At 65.9% G+C, this 21,853-nt stretch carries 16 protein-coding genes; all 16 read left to right on the top strand.

Annotation, left to right across the window (positions count from 1 at the left end):
• On the top strand, nt 1–601 hold a 601-nt coding region (locus tag ACAM49_RS19750; RefSeq protein WP_369637004.1), incomplete at its 5' end, for a hypothetical protein.
• Nucleotides 602–902: 301 nt separating this feature from the next.
• Nucleotides 903–1,466, top strand: coding sequence for a 50S ribosomal protein L10 (rplJ, locus tag ACAM49_RS19755; protein ID WP_040813468.1), 564 nt, complete (start codon nt 903–905; stop codon nt 1,464–1,466).
• Between the two features lie 63 nt (nt 1,467–1,529).
• Nucleotides 1,530–1,910, top strand: a complete 381-nt coding sequence (gene rplL, locus ACAM49_RS19760; protein ID WP_040813467.1) for a 50S ribosomal protein L7/L12 — start codon at nt 1,530–1,532, stop codon at nt 1,908–1,910.
• Between the two features lie 273 nt (nt 1,911–2,183).
• Nucleotides 2,184–3,245 (top strand): ABC transporter ATP-binding protein, encoded by a 1,062-nt coding sequence (locus ACAM49_RS19765; protein ID WP_040813465.1) that lies wholly within the window; start codon nt 2,184–2,186, stop codon nt 3,243–3,245.
• Between the two features lie 10 nt (nt 3,246–3,255).
• The gene (locus ACAM49_RS19770) at nt 3,256–4,050 is read left to right on the top strand and encodes an ABC transporter permease (protein WP_040813464.1); all 795 of its coding nucleotides are present in this window, start codon (nt 3,256–3,258) and stop codon (nt 4,048–4,050) included.
• A 3-nt stretch (nt 4,051–4,053) separates the two neighbouring features.
• A complete protein-coding gene (locus ACAM49_RS19775) occupies nt 4,054–4,920 on the top strand; it encodes an ABC transporter permease (RefSeq protein ID WP_051179525.1) in 867 nt (288 codons plus the stop codon).
• The gene (locus tag ACAM49_RS19780; RefSeq protein WP_369637005.1) at nt 4,917–6,269 is read left to right on the top strand and encodes an MCE family protein; all 1,353 of its coding nucleotides are present in this window, start codon (nt 4,917–4,919) and stop codon (nt 6,267–6,269) included. Before ACAM49_RS19775 ends, ACAM49_RS19780 begins: the two co-directional genes overlap by 4 nt.
• Nucleotides 6,270–6,277: 8 nt before the next feature.
• A complete protein-coding gene (locus ACAM49_RS19785) occupies nt 6,278–7,354 on the top strand; it encodes an MCE family protein (RefSeq protein ID WP_369637032.1) in 1,077 nt (358 codons plus the stop codon).
• Nucleotides 7,354–8,361, top strand: coding sequence for an MCE family protein (locus tag ACAM49_RS19790; protein ID WP_369637006.1), 1,008 nt, complete (start codon nt 7,354–7,356; stop codon nt 8,359–8,361). The genes ACAM49_RS19785 and ACAM49_RS19790 overlap by 1 nt, the downstream gene beginning before the upstream one ends.
• A 3-nt stretch (nt 8,362–8,364) precedes the next feature.
• Nucleotides 8,365–9,624, top strand: a complete 1,260-nt coding sequence (locus ACAM49_RS19795; RefSeq protein ID WP_369637007.1) for an MCE family protein — start codon at nt 8,365–8,367, stop codon at nt 9,622–9,624.
• Between the two features lie 44 nt (nt 9,625–9,668).
• Complete coding sequence (locus ACAM49_RS19800) at nt 9,669–10,862, top strand: MCE family protein (RefSeq protein WP_369637033.1); 1,194 nt, start codon at nt 9,669–9,671, stop codon at nt 10,860–10,862.
• Complete coding sequence (locus ACAM49_RS19805) at nt 10,859–12,100, top strand: MCE family protein (RefSeq protein ID WP_369637008.1); 1,242 nt, start codon at nt 10,859–10,861, stop codon at nt 12,098–12,100. Before ACAM49_RS19800 ends, ACAM49_RS19805 begins: the two co-directional genes overlap by 4 nt.
• A 60-nt stretch (nt 12,101–12,160) precedes the next feature.
• Nucleotides 12,161–12,853: a hypothetical protein gene (locus ACAM49_RS19810; RefSeq protein WP_369637009.1), complete on the top strand. Its 693-nt coding sequence runs from the start codon at nt 12,161–12,163 to the stop codon at nt 12,851–12,853.
• Nucleotides 12,854–12,866: 13 nt separating this feature from the next.
• The gene (locus ACAM49_RS19815; protein ID WP_369637010.1) at nt 12,867–13,625 is read left to right on the top strand and encodes a hypothetical protein; all 759 of its coding nucleotides are present in this window, start codon (nt 12,867–12,869) and stop codon (nt 13,623–13,625) included.
• 553 nt (nt 13,626–14,178) lie between these two features.
• The gene (locus ACAM49_RS19820; RefSeq protein WP_369637011.1) at nt 14,179–17,667 is read left to right on the top strand and encodes a DNA-directed RNA polymerase subunit beta; all 3,489 of its coding nucleotides are present in this window, start codon (nt 14,179–14,181) and stop codon (nt 17,665–17,667) included.
• Between the two features lie 93 nt (nt 17,668–17,760).
• Nucleotides 17,761–21,714: a DNA-directed RNA polymerase subunit beta' gene (locus ACAM49_RS19825; protein WP_369637012.1), complete on the top strand. Its 3,954-nt coding sequence runs from the start codon at nt 17,761–17,763 to the stop codon at nt 21,712–21,714.
• Nucleotides 21,715–21,853: the final 139 nt, after the last annotated feature.

The following is a 21,853-nucleotide window of genomic DNA, read 5'->3' on the forward strand; positions in this document are numbered from 1 at the left end:
GCAGTGGGGAGTGCCGGTGGGGTCGATCTCATTGCTGCACTTCTGCACGCTGACCGCGATCGGGTCGGATGCGGGGGGAAATCTGGTCGGGCTCACGAATGCGCACTGCGCTTATGAGCCGGGAGATGCGGTCTATTTGCAGTCGGCGGTCGAGAACGGGCCGGGGCGCGATCCGTCGCTCGGGCGGATCGGGACCGTCGACTACGTCAGCGGCGGCAATCCGATCGGGCCCGGGCCGCACGGGGTGGGGCTGGACTACGCCGTCATCGTTTTCGACCGCTCGAAGGTGAATCCCGTTGCGACGGTGGGGGATACCACGATTCGCCGGATCGCGGCGCCACCGCCGGAGGGGACCGCGGTGTGCAAGCAGGGCAATACCAGCGGCCGGACCTGCGGTACGACGCTCACGTCGATGGGCCCGTACCTGGTGACCACCGTCCCCGAGTTTCCCGGTGATTCGGGAGCGCCGGTGGTGGTCGACGAGGCGCTGATCGGGAATCAATGGGTGTGGGGCGGGAGCTCGTCGATGACCGCGATCCTCGAGGATCTGGACCGTCGCGGCGGGGTCGGGGCCGGATTCCACCTCGATTTTGCTGGTTAGATGCGCGTCCGCTATATTGGACGACGGTCATTGAGAAGCTTTTCGGAGCACCTGTTGATGATCACCCCCAAATCGTTCTACCGAAGACCGTTGGTTGCCGCCGAGAGGCGGCTGAAGGTCCGGCGCTAGCGCTGGCGGCCCACGCAGGGAGAGCCGAGGTAAGGGAAACCGCGGGCCCAGGCTCGCACCGTTTCTTCTACGCCCCGGGACCTCTGCGTCCGGGGCGTTTTTCGTTCGCTGACCCCTGTGGCGGAACTCGGTAGTTCATACGAGAACCGACCATCCAGAGAGGAGGCGAAGTATGGCAAAGGCTGAGAAGGTCACCGCGGTCGCGGAGATCACTGAGCAGTTCAAGTCGTCCACCGCGACTGTCGTCACGGAATACCGTGGCCTGTCCGTCGGCAAGATCACCGAGCTGCGTCGTGCGCTCGGCGCGAACGCCACCTACTCCGTCGCCAAGAACACCCTGGTCAAGCGTGCCGCCGCCGAGGCGGGCGTGGAAGGCCTGGATGACTTGTTCGTCGGTCCGACCGCCATCACCTTCATTACGGGTGAGCCGGTCGACGCCGCGAAGGCGCTGAAGGCGTTCGCCAAGGACAACAAGGCGCTCATCATCAAGGGCGGCTACATGGACGGCCAGGCGCTGTCCGTGTCCGAGGTCGAGCGCATCGCCGACCTGGAGTCGCGCGAGGTGCTGCTGGCCAAGCTGGCCGGCGCCATGAAGGGCAACCTGTCCAAGGCCGCCGGCCTGTTCGCTGCCCCCGGCAACCAGGTCGCGCGCCTGCTCGCGGCCCTGCAGGAGAAGAAGCAGACCGAGGGCGGCGCTGCCGCTCCGGCCGCCGACGCTGCTGCCGACGCCGAATAAGTCACTACCCCAAACCTATTCGCCGCTGTCCACACAGCGACGAACCTACGAAAGGAAATATCAATGGCCAACGTTGATGAGCTGCTCGAGACCTTCGCCGGCATGACCCTGCTGGAGCTGTCCGAGTTCGTGAAGGCGTTCGAGGACAAGTTCGAGGTCACCGCCGCTGCTCCGGTCGCCGTCGCCGCGGTCGCCGGTGGCGCTGCCCCGGCCGAGGCTGCCGAGGAGCAGGACGAGTTCGACGTCATCCTCGAGGGTGCCGGCGACAAGAAGATCCAGGTCATCAAGGTCGTTCGCGAGATCGTCTCCGGCCTGGGCCTGAAGGAAGCCAAGGACCTGGTCGAGGGTGCCCCGAAGGCCATCCTGGAGAAGGTCAACAAGGAGGCCGCCGAGGCCGCCAAGGCCAAGCTCGAAGAGGCCGGCGCCAAGATCACCGTCAAGTAAGACGGAGATTGTGCCGGGCTACATCCCGGCGCGTCATTGCTTGTGAAAAGAGCGGTTCCCATTGGGGGGCCGCTCTTTTCGCGTATTCTGCCGTCGTGATTCACCCGTGATCGCGACTGTGGAATGAAACTTTCTACCGACCAGTCAGGTCCCGGTGTCCGAGACGGTATATATGCGATACAGTGGCCGAACCTACTGTGACGCGCCACACCGCGCGAAAATTGTGGCTCGGGGTTACATGTAGGGCGCTCGTCGGAGAAAGTGGAGGTTGGCGTGGGCGTCGAGGTCAGGACCGAAGGCATCACGAAGTCGTTCGGTTCTCAGCGTATTTGGCAGGACGTCACTCTGACGCTGCCCCCGGGGGAAGTCAGCGCTCTGCTCGGCCCGTCCGGTACCGGTAAGTCCGTCTTCCTCAAGTCGTTGATCGGTCTGCTCCGTCCGGAGAAGGGCTCGATCTACATCGATGGCACCGACATCACCACCTGCTCCAACAAGGAGCTCTACGAGATCCGCAAGCTGTTCGGCGTCCTCTTCCAGGACGGCGCGCTGTTCGGATCCATGAACCTGTTCGACAACACGGCCTTCCCGCTGCGCGAGCACACCAAGAAGAGCGAATCCGAGATCAAGAAGATCGTCATGGAGAAGCTCGAGCTGACCGGTCTGCTCGGCGCCGAGGGCAAGCTCCCGGGTGAGATCTCCGGTGGTATGCGCAAGCGTGCCGGTCTGGCCCGCGCGCTGGTGCTGGACCCGCAGATCATCCTCGTCGACGAGCCGGACTCCGGCCTGGATCCCGTTCGCACCACCTATCTTTCGCAGTTGCTGATCGACATCAACTCGCAGATCGACGCCACGATCCTGATCGTCACGCACAACATCAACCTGGCCCGTACCGTGCCGGACAACATCGGCATGCTGTTCCGCCGCAACCTGGTCATGTTCGGTCCCCGCGAGGTGCTGCTCACCTCGGAGGAGCCGGTGGTCAAGCAGTTCCTCAACGGCCGCATGCAGGGCCCCATCGGTATGTCCGAGGAGAAGGACGAAGCCCAGATGGCCCGCGAGCAGGCCATGTTCGACGCCGGTCACCACAGCGGTGGCGCGGAGGAGATCGAGGGCATCATCCCGCAGATGCGCGCCACGCCGGGCATGCCGGTCCGCGGCGCCGTCGCCCGCCGTCGCGAGCGGGTCCGCCAGATCATGCACACCCTGCCCCCGGCCGCTCAGGAAGCGATTCGGGAGTCGATGGAGCAGAACGGCGATGATCCCGACACACAGGTGATTCCCGCCTATACCGGCGGGTACGACACCACGGTTCGACAGAACCTGACTAACGGGTAACATACGCGGCGTGAATCCCACCCTGACGCGACTGCGCACCCCGGTCGAGTCGGGACTTGCCCAGGCCGGCAACATCTTCGCACTGTTTCTGGACGTGCTCCGGAAGACGTTCCGCCGGCCTTTCCAGGTTCGGGAGTTCATCGAACAGTCGTGGTTCATCGCGAGTGTCTCGATCCTCCCGGCCGCCCTGGTGGCAATCCCGTTCGGCGCCGTGGTGGCCCTGCAGACCGGCTCGCTCATCAAGCAGCTGGGTGCGGAGAACTTCACCGGCGCGACCTCCGTGCTGGCCACCGTCCAGCAAGCCGCACCGGTGGTGACCGCACTGATCATCGCCGGCGCGGCCGGTTCGGCCGTGGCCGCCGATCTCGGCTCGCGCACCATCCGCGAGGAGATCGACGCCATGGAGGTCCTCGGCATCGATCCCATTCAGCGCCTGGTGGTTCCGCGCGTGCTGGGCATGATGCTGGTCGCCTTCCTGCTCAACGGCCTGGTCTCGGTGGTCGGCATCTGCGGCGGCTACTTCTTCAACGTGGGGCTGCAGGGCGGCACCCCGGGCGCGTACCTGGCGTCCTTCTCCGCCCTCGCCCAGATCCCGGACCTGGTGATCGGCGAGATCAAGGCGCTGATCTTCGGTCTGGTGGCGGGTGTGATCGCCGCCTACAAGGGCCTGCATCCGAAGGGGGGACCGAAAGGAGTGGGTGACGCGGTGAACCAGTCCGTGGTGATCACGTTCCTCGTCTTGTTCTTCCTGAATCTGGTCCTCACCCTGATCTATCTTCAGGTCGTCCCCGCAAAGGGCGCGTGATCCATGGTTGTTTCGCAGCGTTCCACCGTGTTCTCCCGGTCGGCGCGCCGGGTGAAGCCTGTGCTCGAGGCCCCGGTGAATCTGGTCGACAAGGCCGGCGACCAGATGTCCTTCTACTCGAAGGCCATCGGGGCCATCCCGAGAACCATCGTGCACTTCCGCAAGGAGGTCATGCGGCTGCTGGCCGAGGTGACCTTCGGTTCGGGCGCGCTGGCGGTCATCGGCGGCACCATCGGCGTGATCGTGTTCATGTCGGCCTCGGTCGGCGTGGTCGTGGGCCTGCAGGGCTTCAAAGCCCTCGACGCCCTCGGCTCCGGTGTCCTCACCGGCTTCCTGACCGGGTACATCAACACCCGTGAGCTCGCGCCACTGGTTGCGGCACTGGCACTTTCGGCGACCGTCGGCTGTGGCTTCACCGCGCAGCTGGGCGCCATGCGCATCTCCGAGGAGATCGACGCGCTCGAGGTGATGGCGGTGCCGTCGGTGCCGTTCCTGGTGACCACGCGTGCCATCGCGGGCTTCCTCGCGGTGATTCCGCTGTACGTGGTCGGCCTGCTGGGCACCTACCTGGCCTCGCGGTTGATCAGCATCTACTTCAACGGGCAATCGAGTGGTTCCTATGACCACTACTTCAGCCTGTTCCTGCCACCCGAGGACGTGCTCTATTCGTTCGTGAAGGTGCTGGTCTTCGCGTTCGTCATCATCCTGGTGCACTGCTACTACGGCTACAACGCCAGCGGTGGCCCCGCGGGCGTGGGTGTGGCCGTGGGCCGCGCGGTGCGTGCCGCGATCGTGCTCATCAACGTGCTGGACTTCTTCCTGTCCCTGGCCATCTGGGGTACGACCACGACGGTGCGGGTGGCGGGATGAGCAACCCTCAGCGTGTGCAGTTCTGGCGATCGACCGAGAAGCTGCGCACCCGGACCCTCGGTGTGCTGTTCTTCGTACTGGTCGCCCTTTTCCTCTGGACCACCATCGCCGTCTACAACAAGCAGTTCGTGGATACGGTGCGGGTCAACCTGATCACCGACACCGTCGGAAACGCCCTGACCCGCAACGCGGATGTGAAGGTCCGCGGCGTCACCGTCGGCGAGCTGCGGTCCAGCGATTACGACGGCAAGAACGTCAAGCTGGACCTGGCCATCGACCCGTCCAAGGCGAGTGAGATCCCGGCCAATGTGACCGCGCGACTGCTGCCCAAGACGCTGTTCGGCGAGCGCTACATCGATCTGGTGTGGCCCGAGAACCCGCAGGGGCACCTCACCGCGGGCGTCACCCTGCACCAGGACACCAGCGGCAATGCCGTCGAGGTGAGCCAGCTGCTGGACCACATCCTGCCGCTGCTGCAGGCGATTCCGCCGCAGTACCTGTCCTCCACGCTGGGCGCGCTGTCCAACGCGCTGCAGGGTCAGGGCGAGGAGCTGGGCAAGACGGTGGACCGGCTCGACACCATCATCACGCAGGTCAACGGTGAGATGCCCACGCTGCAACAGGATCTCAAGAGCCTGGCCGATGTGGCGACCACCTATGCCGCCGCCGCACCGCAGCTGGTGGACGCGCTGGACAACCTGCGCACCACCAACGCGACCATCGTGCAGAAGCGTTCGCAGATCGACACCCTGATGGCCACGCTCACCCCGAGCGCCGCCACCACCGCCGACTTCCTGCTCGCCAACCGCGACAACATCATCGACGTGGCCGCCGACTCGCGGCCCGCGCTCGAGGCGCTGGCCAAGTACTCGCCCGCCTACAGCTGCGCGCTGGCCGGTTTCGCGGAGCTCAAGCCGCGCATCGACCAGATCTTCGGCAAGGGCACCGACCTGCCGGGCTCGCGGGTGAGCGTATCGATCGTGAATCCGCGCGGCCGCTACGTCCCCAACCAGGACGAGCCGCGCTGGTTCGATCCGCGCGGCCCCATGTGCGTGCCGATGTACCCGCCGGGCACCGACCCGGGCCAGTACACCAATGGTTCCGCCAATGACGGCTCCTACCAGCCGCCCACCCGCAATCCGGGCGACCAGAACATCGGCAAGATGCCCGAGCCGCAGTACAAGGTGTACGGCCCCTACACGCCGACCACCGCCTACTCGCCGCAGGAGTCGCAGGCCCTGGGCGCGATCTATGGTGCCGCGCACGGTGTTTCGCCGGAGCAGGTGCCGAGCTGGGTGACCAAGATCGCCGCCCCGGCGTTCCGCGGCAGTGAGGTGAGCGTCAAGTGAAGGATCTGCTGCGCGGCCTCGGGCCGACGCTGACCAAACTGATCGCCTTCATTCTCGTCACGGTCTTCCTGACGGGCGTGCTGGCGCTGACCATCGCCAACTACGGTGGCGGCGGCACCAAGTTCAATGCCCGCTTCACCGATGTGACCTCCCTGAACAAGGGCGACGAGGTGCGCATCGCCGGTGTCCGCGTCGGCAAGGTGACCAATGTGTCCATCGTGGACAAGCGCCTGGCCAATGTGGAATTCGAACTGACCGACCGGGATTGGCTGCCCGCCTCCACCACCGCGACCATCAAGTACCGGAACCTGGTGGGCCAGCGCTACATCGCGCTGGAGCAGGGCACCGGACAGCAGGGCCACAAGATGAACAAGGGCGCGACGATTCCGCTGGAGCGCACCAAGCCCGCGGTCAATCTGACCGAGCTGTTCAACGGTTTCCGGCCGCTGTTCCAGACCCTCACGCCCGAGGACGTGAACAAGCTGTCCTACGAGATCATCCAGGTCTTCCAGGGCGAATCCGGCACCATCGCGGATCTGGTCGCCAATACCGCCTCGCTCACCAACAAGGTGGCCGACAAGGACGCGGTGATCGGTGAGCTGATCAAGAACCTGAATGCCGTTCTCGACAGCATCAATTCGCGCGGCGACCAGCTGGACCAGCTGATCGTGAATACCGAGGCGCTGGTCACCGGGTTGAACGCGGAGCGCGGCACCATCGGCTCGGCCGTCACCTCGCTGGGCAATCTGGCCTCGGCCACCGCGGACCTGCTGGTCCCGGTGCGGCCGAACCTGCAGGGCGCCATCGCGGGCCTGAACCAGCTGACCGGCACGCTCAACGACCGCAAGGACGAGGTCGACGAGGGCCTGACCAACCTGCCCATCAAGATGGAGAAGCTCGGGCGCGCGGCGTCCTACGGCTCGTGGTTCCAGTTCTACCTGTGCGGCATCGATATCGTCGCCGGGCCGGGGCTCAAGGACGCGCCGCAGCTGAACTTCCCGCCCGCACTGCAGAACATGCCGACGGTGAATCAGCCGATCTACACGAATCCGGCCCCGCGCTGCCATGGGAAGGGAGGCCGCTGATGGACGACCGCGTCGTATTGGGCAAGCGCAGTCCGGTTTTCATGGGCGGGCTCGGCCTGCTCATGGTGCTGCTGGTGACCATGTCCGCGTTCAGCCTGGACAAGCTGCCGCTGCTGTCGGCCGGTACCAAGTACACCGCCGAATTCTCCGAGGCCGCGGGCCTGAAGAAGGGCAACGAGGTCCGCATCGCCGGTGTGAAGGTGGGCTCGGTCTCCGACGTCCGCCTGAAGGGCGACAAGGTGCTGGTGGACTTCCGCACCCAGGACGCCTGGGTCGGCAACGAGACCACCGCCTCCATCCAGATCAAGACGCTGCTCGGGCAGAAGTATCTGGCGCTCGACCCCAAGGGCACCAAGATCCTCAACCCCTCGGACGTGATCCCGTTGTCGCGCACCGTGTCTCCCTATGACGTGGTGGACGCCTTCAGCGACGCCGCCAAGAACATCGAGGAGACCAACACCACCCAGCTCGCGCAGAGCTTCCAGGTGCTCTCCGACGCGTTCTCGGCGACCCCGCCGGAACTGCGCGGCTCCATCGACGGTGTCGCCCGGCTCTCGGAAACCCTGGCGAAACGTGACGATCAGCTGAAGAAGCTGTTCGCCGCCACCAAGACCACCTCCAAGGTGCTCGCGGACCGCAATCAGCAGTTCGAGCGGCTCATCGCCAACGGCGGCGAGCTGCTGGCCGAGCTGAACGTGCGCCAGCAGGCCATCCATCAGCTGCTCACCGGCGCGAAAACCATTGCGGCGGAACTGACCGCGCTGGTCAAGGACAACGAGGAGCAGATCGGCCCGGCGCTGACCAACCTCAACAAGACCATCGACCTGCTCAACGACCATCAGGCCGATATCTCCAAGACCCTCACCCTGGCGGCGCCCTTCTACGGGCTGTACTCCAATGTGCTGGGCACCGGCCGCTGGTTCGACGCGGTCATCACCAACCTGATTCCGCCCGCGCTGCCGGATGTTCCGGGCTACCGCGATCCGATCCGAAAGTTGGGAGGTTAACCCGTGGCGAAGAATCCGCTGGCCGCTGTGCGCGGCACCAGCACCAAGAACAAGGTCATCGCCCTGGTGGCCGTCCTCGGGGTCGCGCTCGCGGCGGTCGCGTGGTGGGGCTTCCAGAAGCTCAACACGACGACCATCACCGCCGACTTCGACAAGTCCATCGGCATCTACGAGGGTTCGGACGTCCGCATCCTCGGCGTGCCGGTCGGCCACGTGACCAAGGTGACGCCGAAGGGCGACATCGTCCAGGTCGTCATGGAAGTCGATCGCAAATACGACATTCCGGCCGACGCCAAGGCCGCCCAGATCACCCCGTCGGTGGTGTCGGACCGCTACATCCAGCTCGCGCCCGCCTACAAGGGCGGACCCAAGATGGGCCGCGACGCCAAGATCCCGAAGGACCGCACCGCCACCCCGGTCGAGGTGGACCGGCTCTATAAGTCGATCACGGAGCTCTCGGATGCGTTGGGCCCCAACGGCGCCAACAAGGACGGCGCGCTGAACCAGCTGGTGCGCACCTCCGCGGACAACCTCTCCGGCAACGGTGAGGCGCTGGGCAACAGCTTCACCCAGCTGTCCAAGGCCGCGCACGCGCTCTCGGATTCGCGCGGCGACATCTTCGACACGGTCAAGAACCTGCAGACCTTCGTGCAGACCCTGGCCGACAACGACTCCCAGGTGCGGACCTTCAATACCCAGCTGGCCTCGCTGGCCGGGTTCCTCTCCGATGAGCGCCAGACCCTCGGCGACGCGCTCAGCCTGCTGTCGGTCGCGCTCGGCGACGTGGCCCGGTTCATCGACGACAATCGGGAACTGGTGCAGTCCAACGCCGATGCGCTGACCAAGCTCACCCAGACCCTCGCCGACCAGCGCGACGATCTGGCCAAGGCGCTGCCGCTCATCCCGACCGCGCTGAGCAACCTGATCAACGTCCACAACGCCGAGACCGGCACGCTGGACATGCGGCCCAACTTCACCGATCTGCAGGACCCCTTCGGTGTCATCTGCAAGATGCTGGACCTGGGCAAGCTGCGTCCCGGCGACCCCAAGTTCGACGCCATCTCGCGCCAGCTGGGCCCGATCCTGAACAACTGCAAGGTGATCACCGATCAGCTCACCGCGGGTGTGAAGACGCCGACGCTGGTGCTGCCCTTCGGCATCCTGTCCGGCGAGAACGAGCAGCGCAACGCGGTGCCCGGCTCGGTGCCCGGCAATCCGTCCGACCAGCAGCCGCCGTCGCAGCAGGAAGGTGGGCAGCGATGAGCGCCAAGCGCATTCGCGGGGGCCGGGTGAAACGTGCCGCCCTGATGGCCACCTCGCTCGGCGCGGTCACCCTGGTGGCCGCGGGCTGCGGCGCGGACAGCATTCCGCTGCCCGGTGGCCCGAACGTCGGCAAGCACCCCATGCACCTCGACATCCGCTTCTCCGATGTGCTGGACCTGGTCCCGCAGTCGACGGTGAAGGTGGACGGCGTGGCCGTGGGCCGGGTCGACAAGATCCGCATCGCGCCCGACAACGCCTGGGAAGCCAGCGTGCAGGTGCTGGTCAACGATGACGTGAACCTGCCCGCCAATGCCCGCGCCGAGGTCAAGCAGACCAACCTGCTGGGTGAGAAGTACATCGAACTGTCCGCTCCGGCAAAGGATTCCGATCCGGCCAAGCTGAAGGACGGCGCGAAGATCCCGGTCGAGAACACCCGCACCGCCACCGAGGTGGAGCAGGTGCTGGGCGCGCTCTCGCTGCTGCTCAACGGCGGCGGCGTGGCGCAGCTGCAGCCGATCGTGGTGGAGCTCAACAAGACCCTGGGCGGTCGCGAAGGCAAGGTCCGGGATCTGTTGACCCAGGCCAACACCCTGATCAAGGGCCTCGACGACGAGGTCGGCAATATCACCCGCGCGCTGGACAGCCTCGACACGCTGAGCAGCCGGGTGGGCCAGCAGACCACCCAGATCTCCAAGATCCTCGACGAGCTGCCCGCCGGCATCAAGATCCTCAACGAGCAACGGCCGCAGCTGATCTCGATGCTGCAGCAGCTGGATCGGGTGGGGCAGGCCGGTTTCGACGTGCTGAACCACTCCAAGGACAACCTGATCACCGACCTGTCCTCGCTGCGGCCCACGCTGCAGGCGCTGGGCGGCTCGGCCAACGATCTGGTGACCGCGTTCCCGCTGATCCCCACGTACCCGTTCCCGGACGAGGCGATCAAGTCCGCGTTCGGCGGCCAGGTCAACACCTGGCTGTCGGTGGATCTGCAGATCGGCACCCTGCTGTCGAATCTCGGTGTGGGCAAGCAGGATCCGGTCTACATCCCGCCCACGGGCCGCCAGGTCAACGTGGATCCGACCAACCCGTACTACAACGGCAACGGGCCGCGCGGCGGCTGGCCGACGGTCTCGCTGCTGCCGCTGCCGCCCACCGTGGCGCGGCCGACCGGGGCGTCCGGCCCGACAGATCCGCTCGGATCGATCCTCGAGCAGCTGGGAGTGGGTGGTCCGCGATGACACGTCTGGTGCGCAATCAGCTGATCGCCTTCGCGATCATCGCCGTCATCGGCGTCGTGTTCGTCGGCGCCAAATACGTTCACCTGGACAACATGCTCGGCTTCGGGCTGTACAAGGTGAAGGTCCTGGCCAAGGAGACCGGCAACCTGTCCAAGGGCGCCGAGGTCACCTACCGCGGCGTCCCCGTGGGCCGGGTCGGCAACCTCGACATCACCCCCGACGGTGTCCTCATCACCCTGGAGATGGACTCCGGCAAGCCCAAGATCCCCGCCAACGCCAAGGCCGCCATCGCCGACCGTTCCGCCATCGGCGAGCAGTACGTGGACCTGATGCCGACCAGCGACACCTCGCCGTATCTGCACGAAGGCTCGGTCATCGACGGCGCGACCACGCCCATCCATGTCGAGGATCTGCTCACCAGCGTCGACCACTTCGCCAACACCACCGACCTGAAGGCGTTGTCCGCCACCATCACCGAGCTGGGCAAGGCGTTCGACGGGCAGGGCGACAATCTCAAGATCCTGGTCGACTCGCTCAACAAGTTCACCGCCACCGGCATCGACAACCTGCCGCAGACCCTGGCGCTGATCCGCTCCGCCAATACCGTGCTGGCCACCCAGGCCGAGCAGTCCCCGGCGATCCTGCGCTTCAGCGACGGCCTCGACCAGCTGACCGCGCAGCTGAAGTCCAATGACCCGGACATCCGCCGACTCATCGGCACCGGCACCGACGCGGCCTCCTCGATCCAGCGCCTGCTGACCGAAAGCGGTCCGGCCCTCACCAAGGACCTGACCAACCTGCGCATCCTGCTGCTGGCCATCTCGCCGAAGTTCTACGCCCTCGGCCCGGTCCTGCAGATGCTGCCGCTGCTGCCGCTCGGTGGTTCCTCCACCGCGCCCGGCGACGGCACCACCCACTTCGGCCTGGTGCTGGAGACCAACAACCCGCCCGCCTGCACCGTGGGATACGAAGGCACGCAACGGATTCTGGAGCAGATGAAGGCCCAGAACCCGAACTTCGACGACACCCGCGACGACTTCCCGTTCAATACGCAGGCCGGATGCGCGGTGCCCCAGGGCAGCGAGACCGACGTGCGCGGCGGCGCCCGCGCCGAGCTGGCCGACCCGAGCGTCCCGCAGCCGTGGGACGACAAGCCCAAGTACGACCCGGACAAGCTCAACCTGAACCCGGTCGCGACCCAGCTGTCCACCCTGATGGGCATCACGCCCAAGCGGTGACCCGCACCCGGTGACGGAACTCCCAGCTGGGACGCGAAGAGAGGAAAGTATGGTGGCGGCGTGAGCCAGCACAAGGACAGCGAATCGGGGGCGAACCTCGAGAAGCCGACGACCCCGTCGGTTCCCGAAAACACCCCGGAGGAGCCGACCGTGGTGCTGGATCAGCCCGCCGGGCCCGAGCGGTCGGACAGCCGCAGCCTCGTCACCGTGGGTGCCGCCGGTCTGCTGGTCGTATCCGTCATCGCGGCCGCCGTATTCGGCTTCCTCTGGTTCGGCGATCACCGGGACGAGACCCGGGCCCAGGCCCGCGACGCCGCGCTCACCGATGCCCGGCAGGCCGCCGTCAATCTCATGTCCATCAATCCGGACGATATCGACGGATCGCTGGCAAATATCCGGTCATCCATGACCGGTGACCTGCTGAAGCAGCAGGAGGAGGGGCAGGATCAGCTCAAGCAGACCGCCCAGGACTCCAAGACCCGGATCAAGGCCGACGTCGAGGGCATCACGCTCACCTCGCTCAACAGCGAGCGCGACCACGCCTCCGCCTTCGCCGTGCTGAAGATCACCCGCAGCTGGCCCGGCGGCCAGCCCGCCACCTTCCGCCAGCTCTGGACGCTGGACCTGGTCAAGGTCGGCAGCACCTGGAAGGCCGAGAAGGCCCAGAACCTGGGCGAGCCGGTGCCGCTGGGCACCTCGGCGCCGCAACAGGGTTCGACCCCGCAGACTTCGACCCCCGCACCGGGCAACTAGGAGGGAGTGACCCATGGCCGATCGCAAACGCCCCGTCAACCGCGTCACCACCCCGCGCCGCCCGGCCGCGCAGCGCGGCACCGCGTCCCGCACCACCGCCGCGGACGTCAATGCCAAGGGGGCCAAGGCTTCCGGCGACACCGGCAACGCCCGGTCCACCTCCGAGCGTTCCTCCCGGTCCGCGTCGCGCTCCACCCCGCGCGGTCCGAGCCTGTCCAAAAACCCTGCCCGGCAACAGTATTCCAAGGCGACCGAGCCGGGCGCATTTTGGCGTAACTGGGGTGTCGCCACGGTCTGCGCCGGACTGTCGGTGCTGCTGCTCGCCTTCGCGGCCGCGGGTGCGGTGAATCACTGGGTGAGCAAGCCGCATTCGGACTCGGGCAATCTGGCCTATGTCGACAACGGCGCCACCGACGAGGTGAAGGCCGCCGCCGACCACGCCCTGACCACGCTCTACGGCTACAAGGCCGCCGAGATCGACAAGTGGAAGGCCGGCGTCAACTCGGTGCTCACCGACAAGATGCAGAAGGACTTCGCCAAGTACGTCGACACCACGGTCGACACCATCAAGCAGACCCAGACCGACACCCAGGTCAAGACCGACCCGATCGGCGTGACCCTGCTCACCGGCGACCACGCCGAACTGCTGGTCAACCTGAACATCTCCGCCGTCAAGGACGGCAAGCCCGAACCCCTCGCATCGGGCCCGATCGTGCTGCGTATGCAGAAGGTCGACGGCCACTGGCTGGCCGCCGAGATCACCGACAAGTGATCGCCGCGATCATCGGCAACTAATCGCCGGAAGGCATCTCCGACCGGTGTCTTTCCGGCATCGTGCGACGTCGTGACGTGATCTTGTAGCGGGACAGGCGATCTCGCGATTTGTCAACTCGGACCGCCACTTGACGAGTTTCGTCCGACCAGTCACGCTATTCACAACAGCGGCGGCTGTCACAAAGGACAGGACGTCGGCCAGGGCCTCGTGAACGCAGCCAGCGGACTCCTCGCCCGACCGAAACCGGGTGAAGACCGTCACTTCGCTGTGTTGGTAGGGGCGTTCTGATCGCCGGATATCGACACAGACACACCGGGGCGAAGTTGCCGCCCGCGGATCGCCACGGGTGGTACTTTGACACCCCCGTAGGTTTGGGTGTAGTTTTGGACGTTGCGCTGGCTGCCTCCTGTCCATACCTCGATCGCATCACGAAAGTTCCACCTTCCGGTGTTACTTCCGCTGTTTGCTGTTCGGGTTTCGTTCGGGTCGTAACCAGCGGAATTCGTAGCAGACAAGCGACGGTCGCGGACCACCACGCGACGCGCGTGAGGTGCTGGAAGGACGCATCTTGGCAGTCTCCACCCAGACCAAGGCCGGTATCCCCGGAGCCCCGAAGCGGGTGTCTTTCGCGAAGATTCGCGAACCCCTGGAGGTTCCCGGACTTCTCGATCTACAAACCGAATCGTTCGCCTGGCTGGTCGGTTCAGCAGACTGGCGTGAGCGTGCCATCGCGCGCGGCGACGTCGAAAACCCCGTCGGGGGCCTCGAGGAGGTGCTCGAGGAGCTGTCTCCGATCGAGGACTTCTCCGGCTCCATGTCGCTGTCCTTCTCCGACCCGCGCTTCGAAGAGGTCAAGGCCTCCATCGAGGAGTGCAAGGACAAGGACATGACCTACGCGGCGCCGCTGTTCGTGACCGCGGAGTTCATCAACAACAACACCGGTGAGATCAAGTCTCAGACGGTCTTCATGGGCGATTTCCCGATGATGACCGACAAGGGCACGTTCATCATCAACGGCACCGAGCGCGTGGTCGTGTCGCAGCTCGTGCGTTCGCCGGGTGTGTACTTCGACGAGTCCATCGACAAGTCGACCGAGAAGACCCTGCACTCGGTGCGTGTCATCCCGTCGCGCGGCGCGTGGCTGGAGTTCGACGTCGACAAGCGCGACACCGTCGGCGTGCGTATCGACCGCAAGCGTCGTCAGCCGGTCACCGTGCTGCTGAAGGCCCTGGGCCTGACCACCGAGGAGATCACCGAGCGTTTCGGTTTCTCCGAGATCATGATGTCCACCCTCGAGAAGGACTCCACCCCGGGTCAGGACGAGGCGCTGCTGGACATCTACCGCAAGCTGCGTCCGGGCGAGCCGCCGACCAAGGAGTCCGCGCAGACCCTGCTGGAGAACCTGTTCTTCAAGGAGAAGCGCTACGACCTGGCCCGCGTCGGCCGCTACAAGGTCAACAAGAAGCTGGGCGTCAATGCCGGTGTGCCCGTCCAGGGTTCGGTGCTGACCAAGGAAGACATCGTCGCGACGATCGAGTACCTGGTCCGCCTGCACCAGGGCGACAAGCTCATGACCGTCCCCGGCGGCGTCGAGGTTCCGGTCGAGGTCGATGACATCGACCACTTCGGCAACCGTCGTCTGCGGACGGTTGGCGAGCTGATCCAGAACCAGATCCGCGTGGGTCTCTCGCGCATGGAGCGCGTCGTGCGTGAGCGCATGACCACCCAGGACGTCGAGGCCATCACCCCGCAGACCCTGATCAACATCCGTCCCGTCGTGGCGGCGATCAAGGAGTTCTTCGGCACCTCGCAGCTGTCGCAGTTCATGGACCAGAACAACCCGCTCTCGGGTCTGACCCACAAGCGTCGTCTGTCGGCGCTGGGCCCGGGTGGTCTGTCGCGTGAGCGCGCCGGCCTGGAGGTCCGTGACGTCCACCCGTCGCACTACGGCCGCATGTGCCCGATCGAGACCCCGGAAGGCCCGAACATCGGCCTGATCGGTTCGCTCTCGGTCTACGCGCGGGTTAACCCGTTCGGTTTCATCGAAACCCCGTACCGCAAGGTCGTCGACGGCCGCGTCACCGATGAGGTCAAGTACCTCACCGCCGACGAGGAGGACCGCCACATCCGCGCCCAGGCGAACTCGCCGGTCGACGCGGACGGCAACTTCCTCGAGGAGCGCGTCCTCGCCCGCCACGGCAACGAGGAAATGGAATACGTCCCCGCCAAGGACATCGACTACATGGATGTCTCGCCGCGCCAGATGGTGTCGGTCGCGACCGCCATGATTCCGTTCCTCGAGCACGACGACGCCAACCGTGCCCTCATGGGCGCGAACATGCAGCGTCAGGCCGTGCCGCTGATCCGTTCCGAGTCGCCGCTGGTCGGCACCGGCATGGAGCTGCGCGCCGCGGTCGACGCCGGCGACGTGGTCGTGAACCAGAAGGCCGGTGTGGTGGAAGAGGTTTCGGCCGACTTCATCACCGTCATGCACGATGACGGCACCCGCCGCAGCTACCGCCTGCGCAAGTTCGAGCGCTCGAACCAGGGCACCTGCGCCAACCAGCGTCCGATCGTGGACGAGGGCATGCGCGTGGAGGCCGGGCACGTGCTCGCCGACGGCCCCTGCACCGAGAACGGTGAGATGGCCCTGGGCAAGAACCTGCTCGTGGCGATCATGCCGTGGGAAGGCCACAACTACGAGGACGCGATCATCCTGTCGCAGCGCCTCGTTGAGGACGACGTGCTCACCTCGATCCACATCGAGGAGCACGAGATCGACGCTCGCGACACCAAGCTCGGCGCCGAGGAGATCACCCGGGACATCCCGAACGTCTCCGACGAGGTGCTGGCGGACCTGGACGAGCGCGGCATCGTGCGCATCGGCGCGGAGGTCCGCGACGGCGACATCCTGGTCGGCAAGGTCACCCCGAAGGGTGAGACCGAGCTGACCCCCGAGGAGCGCCTGCTGCGCGCCATCTTCGGTGAGAAGGCCCGCGAGGTTCGCGACACCTCCCTGAAGGTGCCCCACGGTGAGTCCGGCAAGGTCATCGGCGTGCGCGTGTTCTCGCGTGACGACGACGACGATCTGCCCCCGGGCGTCAACGAGCTGGTGCGCGTCTACGTCGCGCAGAAGCGCAAGATCCAGGACGGCGACAAGCTGGCCGGCCGCCACGGCAACAAGGGCGTCATCGGCAAGATCCTCCCGCAGGAGGACATGCCGTTCCTGCCCGACGGCACCCCGGTCGACATCATCCTGAACACCCACGGTGTGCCGCGTCGTATGAACATCGGTCAGGTACTGGAAACCCACCTGGGTTACATCGCCAAGACCGGCTGGCAGGTCGAGGGCGCCCCCGACTGGGCCAAGAAGCTGCCCGAGGAGATGCTCGGCCAGCCCGCCGACACGAACATCGCCACCCCGGTGTTCGACGGTGCGCGCGAGGAGGAGCTGACCGGCCTGCTGGGCTCGACGCTGCCGAACCGCGACGGCGAGAAGATGATCAACGACGACGGCAAGGCCATCCTGCTGGACGGCCGCTCCGGCGAGCCGTTCCCGTACCCGGTCTCGGTCGGCTACATGTACATCCTGAAGCTGCACCACCTGGTCGACGACAAGATCCACGCGCGTTCGACCGGTCCGTACTCGATGATCACGCAGCAGCCGCTGGGTGGTAAGGCGCAGTTCGGTGGTCAGCGCTTCGGTGAGATGGAGTGCTGGGCCATGCAGGCCTACGGCGCGGCCTACACGCTGCAGGAACTCCTCACCATCAAGTCGGACGACGTGGTCGGCCGCGTGAAGGTGTACGAGGCCATCGTCAAGGGCGAGAACATCCCGGAGCCGGGTATCCCGGAGTCGTTCAAGGTTCTGCTCAAGGAGCTCCAGTCGCTCTGCCTGAACGTGGAGGTGCTGTCCTCGGACGGCGCCGCCATCGAGATGCGCGACGGCGACGACGAGGACCTGGAGCGCGCCGCGGCGAACCTGGGTATCAACCTGTCCCGCAACGAGGCTGCGACGGTCGACGACCTGGCGCAGTAAGAGCGATCGGTCTCGGAGGCCCGAAAGGGCCTCCGGGGCAACGACTTTTGCACTTTTGCTCATACTCAACCCGAACAGGGGAAAGGAAGTTACGTGCTAGACGTCAACTTCTTCGATGAACTCCGGATCGGCCTGGCGACCGCCGAAGACATTCGCAACTGGTCGTTTGGCGAGGTCAAGAAGCCGGAGACCATCAACTACCGCACGCTGAAGCCGGAGAAGGACGGCCTCTTCTGCGAGAAGATCTTCGGTCCCACCCGGGACTGGGAGTGCTACTGCGGTAAGTACAAGCGCGTCCGCTTCAAGGGCATCATCTGCGAGCGCTGTGGTGTCGAGGTGACTCGCGCCAAGGTGCGTCGTGAGCGCATGGGCCACATCGAGCTGGCCGCGCCGGTCACCCACATCTGGTACTTCAAGGGTGTCCCGTCGCGCCTGGGCTACCTGCTCGACCTCGCGCCGAAGGATCTCGAGAAGATCATCTACTTCGCCGCCTACGTGATCACGGCCGTCGACGACGAGCTGCGTCACAACGAGCTCTCCACGCTCGAGGCCGAGATGGAGGTCGAGAAGAAGACCGTCGCCGATCAGCGCGACGCCGACCTCGAGGCCCGCGCCCAGAAGCTGGAAGCCGACCTGGCCGAGCTGGAGGCCGAGGGCGCCAAGTCCGACGTCCGCCGCAAGGTCAAGGACGGCGGCGAGCGCGAGATGCGTCAGCTGCGCGACCGCGCCCAGCGTGAGCTGGACCGGCTCGACGAGATCTGGACCACCTTCACCAAGCTGGCCGCCAAGCAGCTGATCGTGGACGAGGTCCTCTACCGCGAGCTGCAGGACCGCTACGGCGAGTACTTCACCGGTGCCATGGGTGCCGAGGCGATCCAGAAGCTCATGGAGACCTTCGACATCGAGGCCGAGGCCGAGAACCTGCGCGAGACCATTCGCACGGGCAAGGGCCAGAAGAAGCTGCGCGCGCTGAAGCGTCTGAAGGTCGTGGCCGCGTTCCAGGCCAACGGCAACTCGCCGATGGGCATGGTCCTCGACGCCGTGCCGGTGATCCCGCCGGAGCTGCGCCCGATGGTGCAGCTGGACGGTGGCCGCTTCGCGACCTCCGACCTGAACGACCTGTACCGCCGCGTCATCAACCGCAACAACCGTTTGAAGCGACTGATCGATCTGGGTGCGCCCGAGATCATCGTGAACAACGAGAAGCGCATGCTTCAGGAGTCGGTGGACGCGCTGTTCGACAACGGCCGTCGCGGCCGTCCGGTCACCGGTCCGGGTAACCGCCCGCTGAAGTCGCTGAGCGATCTGCTCAAGGGCAAGCAGGGTCGTTTCCGTCAGAACCTGCTCGGCAAGCGTGTCGACTACTCCGGCCGTTCGGTCATCGTGGTCGGCCCGCAGCTGAAGCTGCACCAGTGCGGTCTGCCCAAGCTGATGGCGCTCGAGCTGTTCAAGCCGTTCGTCATGAAGCGTCTGGTCGACCTGAACCACGCGCAGAACATCAAGTCCGCCAAGCGGATGGTCGAGCGTCAGCGTCCCCAGGTGTGGGATGTCCTCGAAGAGGTCATCTCCGAGCACCCGGTGCTGCTGAACCGTGCGCCCACCCTGCACCGCCTGGGTATCCAGGCCTTCGAGCCGCTGCTGGTCGAAGGCAAGGCCATCCAGCTGCACCCGCTGGTGTGTGAGGCGTTCAACGCCGACTTCGACGGTGACCAGATGGCCGTGCACCTGCCGCTGTCGGCGGAGGCGCAGGCCGAGGCCCGCATCCTGATGCTGTCCTCGAACAACATCCTGTCGCCGGCCTCGGGTCGTCCGCTCGCCATGCCGCGTCTGGACATGGTGACCGGTCTGTACTACCTGACCCGCCTGGAAGAGGGCGCGAAGGGCGAGTACAAGGCCGCCACCAAGGATTCGGCCGAGTTCGGTGTCTACGCCTCGCCCGCCGAGGCGCAGATGGCCGTCGACCGCGGTGACCTGACCGTGCGCTCGCTGATCAAGGTCCGCCTGACCGATCAGCGTCCGCCCAAGGACGTCGAGGCCGAGCTGTTCCCGGACGGCTGGCAGCGTGGCGACGCGTGGATCTGCAAGACCACCCTGGGTCGCGTGCTCTTCAACGATCTGCTCCCGGCGGACTACGCGTTCATCGACGAGCCGATGCCGAAGAAGCGCCAGGCCGCGATCATCAACGATCTCGCCGAGCGCTACCCGATGATCGTCGTCGCGCAGACCGTCGACAAGCTCAAGGACGCGGGCTTCTACTGGGCCACGCGTTCGGGCGTCACCGTCTCCATGTCGGACGTGCTCGTTCCGCCGGAGAAGGCGGAGATCATGGCGCGCTACGACGCGCAGGCCGATCAGATCGAGAAGAAGTACCAGCGTGGTGCTCTGGACCACCAGGAGCGCAACAACGCCCTGGTCAAGATCTGGCAGGAAGCGACCGAAGAGGTCGGTAAGGCGCTGCGCGCGCACTACCCGGCCGACAACCCGATCATCACGATCGTCGACTCGGGCGCCACGGGTAACTTCACCCAGACTCGTACCCTCGCGGGCATGAAGGGTCTGGTGACCAACCCGAAGGGTGAGTTCATCCCGCAGCCGATCAAGTCCTCCTTCCGTGAGGGCCTGACGGTTCTGGAGTACTTCATCAACACCCACGGTGCGCGAAAGGGTCTGGCCGACACCGCGCTTCGTACCGCCGACTCGGGTTACCTGACCCGTCGTCTGGTGGACGTGTCGCAGGACGTCATCGTGCGCGAGACCGACTGTGGCACCGAGCGCGGCATCGTGGTGCCGATCGCGGAGAAGCAGGCCGACGGCTCGCTCATCCGCGACGCCCACGTGGAGACCAGCACCTTCGCTCGTACGCTGGCCACCGACGCGCTCGACGCCAAGGGCAACGTCATCATCGAGAAGGGCCACGACCTGGGCGATCCCGCCCTGGAGGCGCTGCTCGAGGCCGGCATCACCGAGGTGAAGGTCCGCTCCGTGCTGACCTGCACCACCGGCACCGGCGTGTGCGCCACCTGCTACGGCCGCTCCATGGCGACCGGCAAGCTGGTGGACATCGGTGAGGCCGTCGGTATCGTCGCCGCCCAGTCCATCGGTGAGCCCGGTACCCAGCTGACCATGCGTACCTTCCACCAGGGTGGTGTCGCGGGTGACGACATCACGGGTGGTCTGCCCCGAGTGCAGGAGCTCTTCGAGGCTCGTGTGCCCAAGGGCAAGGCCCCCATCGCCGAGGTGTCGGGTCGCGTGCGGCTCGAGGACGACGACCGCTTCTACAAGATCACGATCATCCCGGACGACGGGTCGGACGAGGTCCTGTACGACAAGCTGTCGAAGCGTCAGCGTCTGCGGGTGTTCAAGCACGACGACGGCTCCGAGCGTCTGCTCGCCGACGGTGACCACGTCGAGGTGGGTCAGCAGCTGCTCGAGGGCTCGGCCGATCCGCACGAGGTGCTGCGCGTGATGGGCCCGCGTCAGGTGCAGGTCCACCTGGTCCACGAGGTCCAGGAGGTGTACCGCTCGCAGGGTGTGTCCATCCACGACAAGCACATCGAGGTGATCGTCCGCCAGATGCTGCGCCGCGTCACCATCATCGATTCGGGTGCGACCGAGTTCCTCCCGGGTTCGCTGGTGGAGCGCGCCGAGTTCGAGGCCGCCAACCGCCGCGTGGTCGCGGAGGGTGGCGAGCCCGCCTCGGGTCGTCCGGTGCTCATGGGTATCACCAAGGCGTCGCTCGCGACCGATTCGTGGCTGTCGGCGGCCTCCTTCCAGGAGACCACCCGCGTGCTCACGGACGCCGCGATCAACTGCCGCTCCGACAAGCTGATCGGCCTGAAGGAGAACGTGATCATCGGTAAGCTGATCCCGGCCGGTACCGGTATCAACCGCTACCGCAACATCCAGGTGCAGCCCACCGAAGAGGCGCGTCAGGCCGCGTACGCTGTCCCGTCCTACGACGACAGCTACTACAGCCCGGACGGCTTCGGCACCTCCACCGGTGCCGCGGTGCCGCTGGACGACTACGGCTTCAGCGACTACCGCTAAGTCTGTAGCCAGGCAATAGGATTCGGCCCCCGCTCCATTCCGGAGCGGGGGCCGAACTCATTTCACGATCGCTCGCCTATGGGCGGGTTTATGCTGGTTGCGACGATTTCGCTGTCCCCGGGTCGGGGAGGAGTTGATG

Source organism: Nocardia sp. JMUB6875, from assembly GCF_041154655.1.
In the GTDB taxonomy this organism is placed as follows: Bacteria; Actinomycetota; Actinomycetes; order Mycobacteriales; family Mycobacteriaceae; genus Nocardia.